Genomic DNA, 14006 nt, shown 5'->3' on the forward strand with positions numbered 1-14006 from the left:
CCGATCATGCCAAGCGCCTCCACCATCGCCGGACCCCGGGCGGCCGACCGGCCGCCCCGGGCCGGCCGCCGGCTGCCCTGGCTGCTGACCGCACTCTCGGTCGTGGTCGCGGCACTGCTCCTGCTGCCGCTCGGCTTCCTGCTGCTCCAGGCCGGGCAGGCCGGCTGGTCCACCGTCGGCGGGCTGATGTTCCGCCGACTCACCTGGGACCTGCTGTGCAACACCGTTGAGTTGGCCGTGATCGTGACGGCCGGCTGCGCGCTGCTCGGCACCGCCGCCGCGTACTGCGTGGAGCGGGTGGCACTGCCGGGCCGTCGGATCTTCTCGGTCCTGCTGGTGCTGCCGGTGGCGGTGCCGGACTTCGTCGTCGGTTACGCCTGGTCCTCCTGGGTACCGTTCGCCCACGGGCTGACCGGGGCCGTGATCGTGATGACCCTCTCGCTCTACCCGCTGGTGTACCTGCCGGTCGCCGCCGCCCTGCGGGCCGGTGACGCGGGGCTGGAGGAGCAGGCCCGCAGCCTGGGCCGCACCCCGTGGCAGGCCTTCCGCGAGGTGACCCTGCGCCAGATCCGGCCGGCCCTGCTCGGCGGCTGCCTGGTGGTCGCACTCGCGCTGCTCGCGGAGTACGGCGCGTTCGAGGTGCTGCGCTTCCAGACCTTCACCACCGAGATCTTCACCGAGTACCTGCAGGGCTTCGACGGCCCGGCGGCCTGCGCGCTCTCGCTGGTCCTGGTGGTGCTCAGCCTCGCGGTGCTGCTCGCCGAGTACGCGGCCGGCGGCGGCGGACGGGTGGCCCGGCGGGTCGCCGTCCGCGCCCCGCGCCTGGCCCGGCCCTCGCTGCCGGCCGGGCTCGCGATCGGTCTGGGGCTGGCCGCGCTGAGCGCGCTCGCGCTGGCGCTGCCGGTGGGGACCCTCGCGTACTGGTGCGTCGTCGGGGGTTCGACCACCCTGCCGCCCGCCTCGGTGCTCGACGCGGCCGAGCAGAGCGGGCTGTACGCGCTGGCCGCCGCCGCGCTGACCACGGCGCTGGCACTGCCGGTGGCGCTGCTCTCGGTGCGCCACCGCAGCCGGCTGTCGGTCCTGCTGGAGCGCAGCACCTACCTGGTGCAGGGCCTGCCGGGGCTGGCGATCGCGCTGGGGCTGGTGTTCTTCGGCATCCGCTACGTCTTCTCGCTCTACCAGAGCCCGGCGCTGCTGGTCGTCGGGTACGCGATCATGTTCTTCCCGCTGGCGCTGGTCGCGCTGCGGTCCTCGGTGGCCTCGGCGCCGGTCGGCCTGGAGGAGATCGGCCGCTCGCTCGGCCGCTCCCGCTGGTCGGTGGCACTGCGGGTCACCCTGCCGCTGGTGGCCCCCGGGCTGGCGGCGGGCTTCTGCCTGGTCTTCCTCTCCGTGGTCACCGAGCTGACGGCGACCCTGATCCTGGTCCCGACCGGTGTGCACACCCTCGCCACCCGGTTCTGGGAGTACGAATCCGACCTCGCCTACGGCGCCGCGGCACCCTACGCGGCCCTGATGGTGGCGATCGCCGCCGTGCCCAGCTACCTGCTGGGCCGCTGGTTCGACCGCGTCCGAGCACGACAGGAGCAAGCCTCGTGACCAGTCTCAAGCTGAGCGGTGTGGTCAAGTCCTACGGCCGCCAAGGCGTGCTGCACGGCGTGGACCTCGACATCCCGGCGGGCTCACTGGCCGCCGTGCTCGGGCCCTCCGGCAGCGGCAAAACCACGCTGCTGCGGGTGATCGCCGGCTTCGAGCGGGCCGACTCCGGCGCGGTCAGCCTCGGCGGCAAGCTGGTGGACGACGGACGGCGCCAACTCCCGCCCGAGCGGCGGAAGATCGGCTACGTCCCGCAGGACGGCGGCCTGTTCCCGCACCTGACGGTGGTCGGCAACGTCGCCTTCGGGCTGCCCGGCCGAGCTCGCCGGCACACCGCGGCGGTCGGCGAACTGCTGGAGCGGGTCGGACTTGCGGGCCTGCCGGACCGCTATCCGCACCAGCTCTCCGGCGGGCAGCAGCAGCGCGTCGCGCTGGCCCGCGCCCTCGCCATCCGGCCGGAGATCGTCCTTCTCGACGAGCCCTTCTCCGCGCTGGACGCGGGGCTGCGCGCCAGCATCCGGGCCGATGTGCAGGCGATCCTGCGGGAGTTCGGGGCCACCGCCGTCCTGGTCACGCACGACCAGGACGAGGCCCTGTCGATGGCCGACCTGGTGGCGGTGGTCCGCGACGGACGGATCGCCCAGTGCGCCACCCCGCGCGAGCTGTACCAGCGGCCCGCCGACGCGGGCCTCGCCGCCTTCGTCGGCGAGGCCAACCTGCTGCCCGGCACGCCCGCCGCCACGGGCGAGGTGCGAACCGCCCTGGGCACGCTGGCGCTGCACGACGGGGTTGCCAGCGGGAGTCGTGACCTGACGGTGCTGCTCCGACCCGAGCAGATCGAGGTCCACCCGGCCGACCAGGAGGGCGTGTTGACCGCCGTCGTCACCGAGTGCCGCTACCACGGCCACGACGCGGTGGTCCGCTGCGCGCTCGACGGCTCGGCGGGACCAGGCGAGATCACCGCCCGGCTGACCGACGCGGAGGTCTGGGAGGTCGGCAGCAAGGTCGCCCTACGCGCCCGCGGCCCAGTCACCGCCTGGCCGACCACACCCGACGCCGCCACCCCGGCCCCCCGGCTCGACGACCGCCAGCTCGCCTGACGCCGCCACGCCCGCCCCGGGCGCATGCTAGGGCCATGCCCGAGGGTGACTCCGTCTTTCGCACCGCCGCCGAGCTCCACGAAGCGCTGGCCGGCCGGACCCTGACCGTGGCCGACCTGCGGGTCCCGGCGCACGCCACGGCCGACCTGACCGGACGCCAGGTCCTGGAGACGACCGCGCGCGGCAAACACCTGCTCACCCGGCTGGCGGGCGGCCTGACACTCCACACCCACCTGCGGATGGACGGTCGCTGGCAGGTCTACGGCGCCGGACAGCGGTGGACGGGCGGGCCCGGGTGGCAGATCCGGGCCGTCCTCGGCACCGCGCAGCACACCGCCGTGGGCTACCGCCTGCCGGTCGTCCAACTGCTGCGCACCCGGGACGAGTCGGCCGTGGTCGGCCATCTCGGTCCGGATCTGCTCGGCCCGGACTGGGATGCCGCGCTGGCGCTGCGCAGGCTGACCGCCGACCCCGCCCGCCCGATCGCCGAGGCTCTGCTCGACCAGCGCAACCTCGCGGGCATCGGCAACATCTACGCCACCGAGCTGTGCTTCCTGGGGTCGGTCACCCCGTGGACGCCTGTGCGCGAGGTTCCGGCGCCGGACCAGCTGCTCGACTGGGCGAGGACGCTGCTGATGTTCAACCGGCTGCGCCCGGGTCATCTGACCACCGTCGATCTGACCACCGTCGACCTGACCACCGGTGAGCCCCGGGCGGCCCGCGTCCGGGAGCGCAACTGGGTCTACGGTCGCGGCGGGCGCCCCTGCCTGCGCTGCGCCACCGTCGTCCGGACGGCGCAGCGCGGCGCGCCGCCCCAGCAGCGGGTGACGTACTGGTGTCCGAACTGCCAGCACGGGCCCGTGCCGGGCGGCTGAGGTGGAGCACCGGCGCGGGGGGAGGCCGATCAGGCAGTATGACAAGCGACGGACGGCGAGGGAGGCGGGCGTGTGATGGGTGGACCCCGGAGGTATGGGCGGGCGGCGGCCGTACTGGCCACTGTGCTGGTCGTCTGGTTCCTGGTGCGCGGCGGCGGGCACGGCGCGGGCACGGGCCCGGCTCCGGCGCAGTCGCGGCCGGGCACCTCCCAGTCGCCCTCCCCCACCGGGCCGTCCCCTTCCGCGTCCGCATCCGCCGCGAGCGGCGCGTACGACCCGGCGCAACTCGCCGCACCGGTGCGCAAGTACGCCGGCCAGGCGGGGATCGACCCGCAGCTGCTGATGGCCATCCTCTACAACGAGTCCTACAAGCCGCACGACCCCGCGGTGGAACGCGCCTGGCAGCAGCTCAAGCCCGACGCCGCCTTCGGGGTCGCCAATATGCACCGGGCCGCGTTCGACGAGACCAAGCAGGGCCGCGACTTCGCCGGCCGGAACTGGGAGGAACTGCCCGACGACCGCAACCTCGCCGTCGAGGCGGCGGCCTGGTACCTGCACGACCTGGCAGCCCAGCTGCCGGCGCACCGGTCCGCGCCGTACACCGAGGACGAGTTGATGGCGCTGGGCTACAACACCGGCCCGGGCAACATGCTGCTCTTCGCGCGCGGCACCTCGCCGGGCGCCGCCGCCCGCTCCTACCTCGACCAGCTGCACGGCAACTGGGCGAAGGCGGGCGCGGCAGTGCAGGGCTGAAACATCCTCCAGAACCCGGGTCGCCGGGATCCGCTAGCCCAGCGGCAGTGCGCGGGCCAGGGCCGCCGCGATCAGGCGGACGTCCGGCTCGCCGGTGCGCCAGTTGCTGAAGGCGGCGCGCAGGGCGGGGGTGCCGGCGTAGACGGTCGGGGTCAGGAAGACGGTCTCACGGACCGACTCCGCGAGGTCCGCGAGGCGCTCGGCGGTGGGCCGCTCGGCGAGCGTGAAGCAGACGACGTTGAGCCGGACGGGGGCGAGCAGGCGCAGTCCCGGCGTCGCGGTGATGGCCTCGCCCAGGGAGCGGGCGCAGCTGACGCACCGTTCGACGATCTCCTGCTGCCCCTGGCGCCCGTAGGCGCTCAGGGTGAACCAGGCGGACAGCGCGCGCAGTCGGCGGGAGTTCTCCGGGGTGAGGTGGACCAGGTCGGGCTGCTCGCCGTGGGGGACCCCCCGGCCGGAGGCTGGGGAAGGTCCGAGGTAGGCGGCGGCGTTCTGGAACACCCTCGCCTGCAGGTCGTGGCGGCGGGTGAACTGGACGGCGCTGTCGTAGGGCACATTGAGCCACTTGTGCAGGTCGACGCAGACCGAGTCGGCCAGGTCGAGCCCGTCGACGAGCTCGGCGTGCCGGGGTGAGAGCGCGGCGAAGGCGCCGAAGGCGGCGTCGGTGTGCAGCCAGAAGTCGTACCGCTCCTTCAGCGCCGCGATCGCGCGCAGGTCGTCGAAGTCGACGGTGTTGACCGTGCCCGCGTTGGCCACCACGATGCACGGGCCCTCACTCGCGCGCAGCGCCTGCTCCAGGGCCACCAGGTCGACGGCCTCCCGCTCGGGCAACGTGGGCACCCGAACCAGCGCGTTGCGCCCGAGGCCCAGCACGGCAAGTCCCTTGGCGATACTGGAGTGCGGGCTGCCGGAGAGCACCCGGACCCGGCCGAGCGCGCCGACGCCGTCGTCGGCGACCGAGACGCCCAGGCGCTCGCCCAGCCACTCGCGGGCGATCGCCAGTCCGGTGGCGTTGGACATGGTGGCACCGCTGACGAAGGCGCCCTGGTGGTCGGCACCGAGGCCGAAGAGGTCGCGGAGCCAGCCGACCGTCTCCCGTTCGAAGTCCTGCCCGGCCGGGTCCAGCACGGAGTTGGAGTTCTGGTCGTAGGTCGAGGTGAGCCAGTCCCCGGCCAGCGCGGCCGGGGTGGCGCCGCCGGTGACGAAGCCGAGGTAGCGCGGTCCGGCGCTGGCCGAGAAGCCGGGTTCCCAGCGGGAGGCGAAATCGGCCAGGGTCTGCTCGAAGCCGACGCCCTGCTGCGGCAGCGCGACCGGGGCCGCGACCGGGGCCTGTGCTGCGGTCTTGTACGCGGGCAGCACCGGGCGTTCTTCGATCCCGTCCAGGGCGGCGACGGCGTGCCGGCGGACCGTCTCCAACAGGGCGGGCAGGCGCGCGAGATCGGCGGTGAGCAGCGGGTGCATGCGGGTGCTTCCTGTCGTCGGGGTCGACTCGAAGCTAGTCGGCGGGTACGCCGGTGTCCCGGTCCACTTGGGGGCAAGTGGACTGGTCAGGCCTCCGGGCCGGCGTCGGCTGCGGCGTCCAGGGCGTGGGTCAACTGTTCGAGCCTGGAGCGCAGTTCGACCGCGTCGGCGGCACTGAGGCCGCTGGCGGCGATGATCTCCAACGGGATCCGCTCGGCCTGGGCGCGCAGGGCCGCGCCCTCCCCGGTCGGGCGGACGATCACCGAGCGCTCGTCGTGCGGGCTGCGCTCGCGCTGGACCAGCCCGGCGGCGTCCAGTCGCTTGAGCAGCGGGGAGAGGGTGCCGGAGTCCAGCCGGAGCAGCTCGCCGAGCTGCTTGACGGGCATCGCACCGTGCTCCCAGAGCGCCATCATCGCCAGGTACTGCGGATAGGTGAGGCCCGTGTCGCGCAGCAGCCGCCGGTAGACCCGGTCGAAGGCGCGGGAGGTGGCGTGCAGCGCGAAGCAGACCTGGAGGTCGAGCTGGAGCAGGTCTGTACCGGGCGGCGGCAGGAGCTGCTCCGGGGAGGTTTCCGGGGACTGCGATGTCGTGTGGGCCATGACTCCAGAGTACAACTTGATTGCGCACAACTCAGTTGTGTGCAACTATTGCGTTGAAGCACGGAAGCACAGCACGGACAACACCCCGCACCCACTCCAGAGGATGGTTCTCGATGGACGCGCTCTACACCGCCGCCGCCACCGCCAACGGCCGCGAAGGCCGCACGGTGAGCTCGGACGGCCGACTCGACCTCCAGCTCGCCTTCCCGCAGGCCCTGGGCGGCAACGGCGAGGGCACCAACCCCGAGCAGCTGTTCGCCGCCGGCTACGCCGCCTGCTTCGCCAGCGCGCTGGGCGCGGTCGGCCGGATGCAGAAGGTGGAGACCAAGGACGCCTCGGTCACCGCCGAGGTCAGCATCGGCAAGGAGGAGGACGGCGGCTTCGGCCTCGCCGTCACCCTGCGCGTCGAGCTCCCGGAGGAGCTCAACAACGAGGCCGGCCACGCCCTGGTCGAGCAGGCGCACGCCTTCTGCCCGTACTCCAAGGCCACCCGGGGCAACATCCCGGTCTCGCTCGTCATCGAGTAATCACGCACGCACAAACGCACGTACGCACGCGACGGCGGGCGTCCGGCGGCCGATCGGCCTGCCGGGCGCCCGCCGTTGCGCTGTCGCGCTGTCCGCTCAGCGTGCACTCAGCTACGTCTGCCACAGTGGCCGCGCAGCGACGGCGAGCGGAGAGAGCGAGGCAGCGGATGGTCCGTGGTTCCGGTTCTGGTTCGGGCTCTGGTTCCGGTTTCGCAGCGGCGAGCGTCGACTCCGAGGAGCTGCGCGAGCGGCTGGTGCTGGCCGCGCTGCGGGTGGCGGGCGAGCACGGCCTCGCCGAGCTGACCGTCCAGCGGATCGCCCAGGCCGCCGGGACCTCCGCGATCAGCGTCTACACCCGGTTCGGTGGCCTGGCCGGGGTGCTGGAGGCTCTCTACCGGCGGACCTTCGCGATGCTCGGCGAGGCGTTCCGCGCGGTGCCGCGCACCGGCGGCGGCGATCCGCTCGGCCACCTGCTGGCGCTGGCGATGGCCTACCGGTCCTTCGCACTGGCGGTCCCACCCCGCTACGCGTTCATGTTCGACCGTCCGGTGCCGGACTTCGAGCCCGCGCAGCCGCTGCGCGCCGAGGCCCTGCAGGGCGCCTTCGCGCCGCTGATCGACGCCGTCCGCGAGCTCGCAGGCACCGAGACGGAAGGCACCGGGACCGAAGGCACCGCGCTCGCGGGCACCGAGCCCGCAGGCGTCGGGACCGCCGATGCCACCCGCACGGCATACCTGCTCTGGTGCGTCATGCACGGCATGGTCGGGCTGGAGCTGGCGGACGTCCTGCGCACGCCGCTGCCCGGCTGGGGCATCGCCGTGCCGGACGAGAGCGCGGGCGAGCAGATGTACCGGGCGGGCGTCCGGGCGATGCTCAACGGCCTCGGACACCCCGGGACCCGTACGCCCTAGCGGCGGGCCATCGGACGGCGCGGAGCCCTCGGCAGGCTCCGCGCCGTGGTCCGGGCGAGCGTCAGCCGCGCAGGATCCCGCCCACGATGCCGCCGATCCCCGCGCCCTCCGCGCCGGCCGAGGCCGCGTCACGGGCCAGGTACGGCTCCAGCGCGTGGGCCAGGCCGGACAGCGGCATGCTCTGCAGCCAGATCTGGCCGGGGCCGGTCAGCGCCACCAGGTGGTAGCCGTCGCCGCCGAAGATCTTGTTGGCGATGCCCGGCACCCTGGTGATGGTGAACTGCACCTGCTCCTCGAACATCCCCACGTGGCCGGGGTGGACCAGCATCGTCTGGCCGGGCCCGAGGGTGTACTGGGTCAGCTCGCCGGACAGCTCGATCCAGGCGCGGCCCTGCCCCTGCAGGCGCTGGAGGATGAAGCCCTCGCCGCCCCACAGTCCGCCGCGGAAGGACTGCTGCAGACCGACCGTCGGGCTGATCCCGGGCGTGCCGCAGACCCAGCCGTGGCGGTGCACCAGCACACCGCGACCCGGCGTGATGTCCACCGGGATGATGTGGCCGGGCACCTTGGCCGCGAAGGCCACCAGTGCGGGGCCGCCCTGCGCCTGGTACTGCGTGAGGAATATGCCGCCGCCGCCCACCGCGCGCTTGATCGCCCCCATGAACCCGCCGCCACCGGGCCCACCGGTGTTCGTGGTCTGCGACATCTGCATGTTGGACGACATCCAGGAGAGCTCCCCGTGGGTGGAGATCACCGTCTCCCCCGGCGCGAGTTCGATCTCCAGCACCGGCATCGTGCTGCCCTTGACCACTGCCTGCATGTTCTCGGTCCCTCCCCCAACTGACCCGGCCGATCGCAGCCGGGGTTCGAACGGTCCGTCGCCGTCCACCGGCCGCACGGTACCGCTGGATCCCGCAGCCGACCAGGGCGGGGGCCGCCCTGCGCGCCTGCACCGATCCCGCGCCGGATTCGAAGACGATCGTTGGGATCCGACCGGTTCCCACCTCGCGGAAAGCCGCGTGACGGTGACGGAGAACGGCGACGGAGCACGGCGACTGAAAGGACGATCCATGTTCGGCAACACCAAGGCGTTCAGCGGTTTCTCCGTGGACGACCTCCAGCGGGCCAAGCAGTTCTACGGCGAGACCCTGGGACTGAACGTCTCGGAGGAGCACGGGATGCTCCACCTGCACCTGGCCGGCGGCGGCGAGGTACTCGCCTACCCGAAGCCCGGGCACACCCCGGCGTCGTTCACGATCCTCAACTTCCCGGTCGCCGACATCGACCAGGCCGTCGACGAACTCGCCTCGCGCGGCGTGCAGTTCGAGCGCTACCCCAACCTGCCCGCGGACGAGAAGGGGATCTTCCGCGGCGGCGGCCCGCTCATCGCGTGGTTCACCGACCCGGCGGGGAACATCCTCTCGGTGCTCCAGGAGAGCTGACTCCCGGGCGTCCGGCGAGGGGTCCGGGCGAGGGGTCCGGGCGGCAACCGGACCCCACCCGTCCACCTGACTGTCCGAGGCTGCCGCTATGCTTCCCCCCACCGCACCGCGGGTGGTCGGGGCAACATAGGGGGACGCGTGCAGCAGCGGGGTAACGAGCGGGACATGACGGGTCTTCAGGCTGATCGCCCGCACCCCGCCCGGATCTACGACTACTGGCTCGGCGGCAAGGACAACTTCCCGCCCGACCGTGCGGCCGCCGAGCACGCCATCAGCGTCTCGGCCGACATCCCGGCCGCCGCCCGCGAGAACCGCGCCTTCCTGCAGCGCGCGGTGCGGATGTGCGCGCGGGAGGGGATCCGCCAGTTCATCGACATCGGGGCCGGCCTGCCCTCGCCGGGCAATGTGCACGAGGCGGCCCAGGAGATCCAGCCGGACGCCCGCGTGGTCTACGTCGACAACGACCCGATCGTCCTCACGCACGGCCGTGCGCTGCTCGCCGACAACCGCTCGACCACCGTACTGACCGGGGACGTCCGCGAGTTGGACGAGCTGCTGGACCGCCCCGAGCTGCGCGCCCTGATCGACTTCGAGCAGCCGGTCGCCATCCTGCTGGTCGCCGTCCTGCACTTCGTCAGCGACGAGGAGGCCCGCGCGGCGCTGGACAAGGTGTTCGCCCGGGTCGCGCCGGGCAGTTACCTGGTCCTCTCCAACAGCACCCACGAGGGCAACCCCGAGCGTGCCGCGGCTGCCGCGCGGACCTGGGAGAAGACCTCCTCGGGCATCAACCTGCGCGGCCGCGCGCACGTCGAGACGTTCTTCGACGGCTGGGAACTGCTGGAGCCGGGCGTCGACTTCGTCCCGCTCTGGCGCCCGGAGGGCCCCACCGAGCAGAGCACCCGCTGGATGTACGCGGGCGTCGGGCGCAAGCAGGCCTGAACACCGTTACGGGTGCTTTGAATCACGGCTGCCGCAACTCACGGCTGCCGCAGCTCAGGGCAGCCGCAACTCAGGCCTGCCGCAACTCAAGGCAGCCGTACCGGTCCAGCACATAGCGGCCGCCCTCCAGATTCGCCGCGAAGCGCTCCAGCAGCTCCTGCCAGCTGTTCGCCACGACGTCGACGGGGATCAGGTTGTCCAGGCCGATCACCTGTCCGTGGCGTCCGGCCGGAGCCGGGTCCAGATCCAGCGCGGTGCTGCTGTCGTCGTCGATGGAGACGGGGATCCAGCCCCGTCTCCAGCCGTGGTCGCCGCGGATCGCGGCGCCGACCGGGTCGGGCCGATCACTGCTCCACTCCTCGCCCAGCCATTCCCGGTGCGCCGCAAGCTCGGTGACGTCCTGCTGGTTCGGCATCCCCGCCACGAGATCGCCGAAGGTGATGCTGCGGTGGACCAGGCACGAGGCGACGAAGTCGACGGGCAACCGGTCGTCGAGCTCGGCCTCGCACGCGGTGATCTCGTCCATCGTCGCCGGAGCGCCCAAGGACACCGGGAAGGCGGGGAAGCGCTCGGCGAGTTCGCGTTCGATGCGCTGCCACGCGCCGGCCACCGCGGCGTGCGCAGCCGCGAGTTCGTCCGCCGTTCGCGGCGGTACGCGCAGCCGGGGAGCCAGCGGATCCTGCACACCGGCGTCGGCCAGGAACCGCAGCGCGTCGTCCCGCTGGGAGGGCTCGACCAGGCCGAGCTGGTACGCCGCCCGCCACCGCGGGCCCGCTCCGAGGGCCGTGGAGCGCACCAGACCCCACAGCACGTGAGCAAGGCGATCCCGGTAGGCCGGCCCGCAGGCCATCACCTGGCCCACCACGTCCGCCACCCGGTTCAGGTCGGCCTTGGGGTCCTCCGGCCGGTAGGCCAGCCGCCAGTCCGGGCTCTGCTCCAGGGCCCGCAGCTCGCTGTCGACCAGGGCCGGCAGCACCCGCGGTGCGGCCGTGTGCAGCGGACGCACCAGGCGTGCCGGAAACTCCCCGCGCTCGGCACACGTCCGGAGCACCGCGAGGACGTCCTCGAGCCGCTCCAGCCGCAGCAGAGCCCGCACCGCCTCGTCGGCCACCAACCGGAGGGCCGGCGCGGTCGCCACGACATCCCGCAGCCGCAGCACGGCTTCGTCCCGCTGCGCCGCTCCCAGGCCGGCGTAATCCGCACTCAACTTCGCGGTGGCGAACGGGCGTGCCGCGCGATACGCCTCAACGGCGGCATCGAGATGCGAGCGATCCATGACCGCCATCGCCACCGCCGTGCACAGGAGCTCGGCGTCATCCGGCGGCTGCTCCTGGTAGAACGCCCCCTGCGCGCTCGGATCCGCTGCCGGGCAGGCGAGATACCCCGCCAACTGCCCGGCACCCGAGGCGGCGTGGTCCGGCGCCAGCTCCACGATGGCGCGCGCGACGGCCGGGCGCTCCCAGAAGCCGTGCGTCAGGAGGTGACACAGAGCCCGTCCCACCACCGCCCGTCCCACCACCGCCCAGCGCGCCACCCCGGCCACCCCGGCCACCCCGGCCACCCCGGCCACCTGCCCGCGCAGACCGTCGCCGGCGCCGCCCGGTCCCAGCGCCCTGCGGGCCGCGGCCACGACGTCCTCGACAGCCAGGGACGCCGGCGCCAGCACCGCCGCAGGGCAGATCCGGCCCGGACAAGCCGCGCTCCCACCGTCAGACCCTGGCACAGCTCCTCCTTCGCCAGCAGTCCCAGCGCTGCAGTGGCACGCCGGGCACATCGGGCGCCGAGCCTATCCGGCTGCGCCGACAACGGGCTCGGGGGCGACGATCCGCTGACGAGCGAAGGCCGCCCGTTCGGCCGAACCTGGCACCCTGCGTGTCCTTGCGTCCGCGCGGCGCACGCCCCGCGACCTTAGCCTTCGTCTCGTGACGAGAGGCGAGCCGAAAGAGCCGGAAGAGCCGAAACAGCAGTCACCAGGCGATTCTGACGGATCGTCAGACGATGTTCGCGGGCGGCGGCTGTCCGCCGACGGGACGCTGTGGTGGGTGCAGGGCGTGCTGCTGGTGGTAGCGGCTGCCCTGCTGTCCACGCCGCTGGGGGTGTGGCTGCTGGTCGATCACGCGGTCATGGCGGGGGCGATGCTGGTGGTGGCGGCCGGGGCGCAGGTGCGGGCGGCGGCGGCGCCGCAGAGGTGGTGGGCGGCGATCGAGGCCGCGCTGGTCGGTGCGCTCGGCCTGCTGGGGTTGGCCGGTCTGGCGATGCCGGTCGCGGTGTCGTGGTGGTGGATGGGCGGGTTCTGGATCGTCGTCGCGCTCTGCGAGCTCCTCGCCGGCCCGGCCCGGGACGATCCGCTCGCGATGTCCCTGCCGGTGGTGTTGTGGTTAGCGTTCGCGGGTGTCGTGACCCTGACGCTGCCGTACCGCCTCGGCACCGACCTCGCGCTCTGCTCGGTGGTCTTCCTGCTGGTGGCCGGACTCTCGCTGGTGGCGCGCGGGGTGCGGCTGGAGCTGGCTGCGCACCGGGCGCGGGCCGGGCGGCCGTCCCGGGCGCGCCGTCGCTGGGTCCGGCGGACCGCCTTGGCCGCGCAGGTCGTGGTGCTGATCGTCGCGGTCGGCGGGTACGCGGCCACGGTCACGGTCGCCGCCGGCTTCCAACAGGGCCAGCGGAGCGTGGCCGATTTCTACCGGCCACCGTCCGGGTCGGCGCCGGCCGCCCCGGGCACGGTGATCCGCACCGAACCCGTCCTGGCAGCGTCCGCGCACGGCAGCGGCCGGCGAGTCCTCTACTGGTCGCAGGACAAGGACGGGCGGCCCACCGTCTCCTCCGGCATGGTGTGGACGCCCTCCCAGGGCAGCCCGCAAGGGCGGCCGATCCTGGACTGGACGCACGGCACCGTCGGCCTCGACCCGCAGTGCGCGCCCTCGCGCCGCGACCTCCCGCTGCAGAGCATGACCTGGATCAACCACGCCCTCGACCGGGGCTGGGTGGTGACCGCCTCGGACTACGCCGGGGCGGGCGGCACCGCGGGCCCCGACGACGGCGAGGCCTACTTCGTGCTGGTCGGCGAGGGTCGCGACGCGCTGAACATCGCCCGCGCCGCCCGGTCCATGCCCGGCACCGGCGCCGGCGACCAGCTGACGATCTTCGGCGCGTCCCAGGGCGGCGGCGTCGCACTGGCCGCGGCCCAACTCGCCGCCGCCTACACCCCCGAGCTGCACCTGGCCGGGGTCGCCGCCTCCGCACCCGCGGCCAACGTGAGCCTGCTGCTCCAGGACCAGGCACCGGATTCGGTGGGCTCCTGGTGGGTCGGCTCGATGGTGGTCCGCAGTTACGCCCGGGCGTACCCCGCCACCGCGCCGAGCGCACTGCTGTCCGACGCCGCGCGACTGCGCCTGCCGGAGACCTCGCAGGCCATCTGCGACAGCGAGCCGTGGCTGCTGCTGCCCCGGCTGGTCGAACTCACCATGCTGGGCACGTTCTTCTCCCACCCGCCGCAGTCGGATCCCGCCTGGCGGCAGGCATTGGCGGAGAACCGGGCCCCGCTGATGACACCGGGCGTCCCCGTCTTCCTCGCGCAGGGACTGAGCGACCCGCTGCTCCTGCCCAAGTACACCGCCGGGCTGGTCCAGCGCTACTGCGCGGCGGGGACGGCGGTCACCACCGACTGGATGCGCGGGGTGTCGCACGACGGCTCGGTGGAGTCGGGACCGGCCGCGATCGCCTGGCTGGCCGACCGGGTGGCCGGCCGGCCCGCCCCGAGCTCGTGCGCCGACCCGCTCCCGGTCACCCCGGAGTCCGCCTGGTAGCTC

Annotated in this window: 13 protein-coding genes; 9 read left to right on the forward strand and 4 right to left on the reverse strand. The window is 73.5% G+C overall.

What is annotated here, in order from left to right; translation table 11 throughout:
* The first annotated feature begins 6 nt into the window (after positions 1 to 6).
* The 4 genes from P3T34_RS05460 (at position 7) to P3T34_RS05475 (ending at position 4321) form a co-directional block, all read left to right on the forward strand.
* Positions 7 to 1596 (forward strand): iron ABC transporter permease, encoded by a 1590-nt coding sequence (locus tag P3T34_RS05460; protein WP_280664841.1) that lies wholly within the window; start codon positions 7 to 9, stop codon positions 1594 to 1596.
* A complete protein-coding gene (locus P3T34_RS05465) occupies positions 1593 to 2693 on the forward strand; it encodes an ABC transporter ATP-binding protein (protein ID WP_280664842.1) in 1101 nt (366 codons plus the stop codon). The genes P3T34_RS05460 and P3T34_RS05465 overlap by 4 nt, the downstream gene beginning before the upstream one ends.
* Before the next feature lie 35 nt (positions 2694 to 2728).
* A complete protein-coding gene (locus tag P3T34_RS05470; protein ID WP_280664843.1) occupies positions 2729 to 3568 on the forward strand; it encodes a DNA-formamidopyrimidine glycosylase family protein in 840 nt (279 codons plus the stop codon).
* Positions 3569 to 3643: 75 nt separating this feature from the next.
* Complete coding sequence (locus tag P3T34_RS05475; RefSeq protein WP_280664844.1) at positions 3644 to 4321, forward strand: transglycosylase SLT domain-containing protein; 678 nt, start codon at positions 3644 to 3646, stop codon at positions 4319 to 4321.
* A 33-nt stretch (positions 4322 to 4354) separates the two neighbouring features.
* On the opposite strand, the gene P3T34_RS05480 is transcribed toward P3T34_RS05475, so the two are convergent.
* On the reverse strand, positions 4355 to 5782 hold the full coding sequence (locus P3T34_RS05480; RefSeq protein ID WP_280664845.1) for a pyridoxal-dependent decarboxylase: 1428 nt from the start codon (positions 5780 to 5782) through the stop codon (positions 4355 to 4357).
* An 86-nt stretch (positions 5783 to 5868) separates the two neighbouring features.
* On the reverse strand, positions 5869 to 6381 hold the full coding sequence (locus P3T34_RS05485) for a MarR family transcriptional regulator (RefSeq protein ID WP_280664846.1): 513 nt from the start codon (positions 6379 to 6381) through the stop codon (positions 5869 to 5871).
* A gap of 113 nt (positions 6382 to 6494) precedes the next feature.
* On the opposite strand from P3T34_RS05485, the gene P3T34_RS05490 reads away from it, so the two are divergent.
* Together P3T34_RS05490 and P3T34_RS05495 are read left to right on the forward strand one after the other, a co-directional pair.
* Positions 6495 to 6908: an organic hydroperoxide resistance protein gene (locus P3T34_RS05490; protein ID WP_280664847.1), complete on the forward strand. Its 414-nt coding sequence runs from the start codon at positions 6495 to 6497 to the stop codon at positions 6906 to 6908.
* A gap of 167 nt (positions 6909 to 7075) precedes the next feature.
* The gene (locus P3T34_RS05495; protein ID WP_280664848.1) at positions 7076 to 7819 is read left to right on the forward strand and encodes a TetR/AcrR family transcriptional regulator; all 744 of its coding nucleotides are present in this window, start codon (positions 7076 to 7078) and stop codon (positions 7817 to 7819) included.
* A gap of 61 nt (positions 7820 to 7880) precedes the next feature.
* On the opposite strand, the gene P3T34_RS05500 is transcribed toward P3T34_RS05495, so the two are convergent.
* Positions 7881 to 8639: a TIGR00266 family protein gene (locus tag P3T34_RS05500; RefSeq protein ID WP_280664849.1), complete on the reverse strand. Its 759-nt coding sequence runs from the start codon at positions 8637 to 8639 to the stop codon at positions 7881 to 7883.
* Positions 8640 to 8889: 250 nt separating this feature from the next.
* Between P3T34_RS05500 and P3T34_RS05505 the strand changes: the two genes are divergently transcribed.
* Together P3T34_RS05505 and P3T34_RS05510 are read left to right on the forward strand one after the other, a co-directional pair.
* Positions 8890 to 9261, forward strand: coding sequence for a VOC family protein (locus tag P3T34_RS05505; RefSeq protein ID WP_280664850.1), 372 nt, complete (start codon positions 8890 to 8892; stop codon positions 9259 to 9261).
* A gap of 165 nt (positions 9262 to 9426) precedes the next feature.
* A complete protein-coding gene (locus P3T34_RS05510) occupies positions 9427 to 10200 on the forward strand; it encodes an SAM-dependent methyltransferase (RefSeq protein ID WP_280664851.1) in 774 nt (257 codons plus the stop codon).
* A gap of 70 nt (positions 10201 to 10270) precedes the next feature.
* On the opposite strand, the gene P3T34_RS05515 is transcribed toward P3T34_RS05510, so the two are convergent.
* The gene (locus P3T34_RS05515) at positions 10271 to 11923 is read right to left on the reverse strand and encodes an SMI1/KNR4 family protein (RefSeq protein WP_280664852.1); all 1653 of its coding nucleotides are present in this window, start codon (positions 11921 to 11923) and stop codon (positions 10271 to 10273) included.
* Between the two features lie 319 nt (positions 11924 to 12242).
* Between P3T34_RS05515 and P3T34_RS05520 the strand changes: the two genes are divergently transcribed.
* The gene (locus P3T34_RS05520; protein WP_280664853.1) at positions 12243 to 14003 is read left to right on the forward strand and encodes a lipase family protein; all 1761 of its coding nucleotides are present in this window, start codon (positions 12243 to 12245) and stop codon (positions 14001 to 14003) included.
* Positions 14004 to 14006: the final 3 nt, after the last annotated feature.

It is taken from the genome of Kitasatospora sp. MAP12-44 (assembly GCF_029892095.1).
In the GTDB taxonomy this organism is placed as follows: domain Bacteria; phylum Actinomycetota; class Actinomycetes; order Streptomycetales; family Streptomycetaceae; genus Kitasatospora.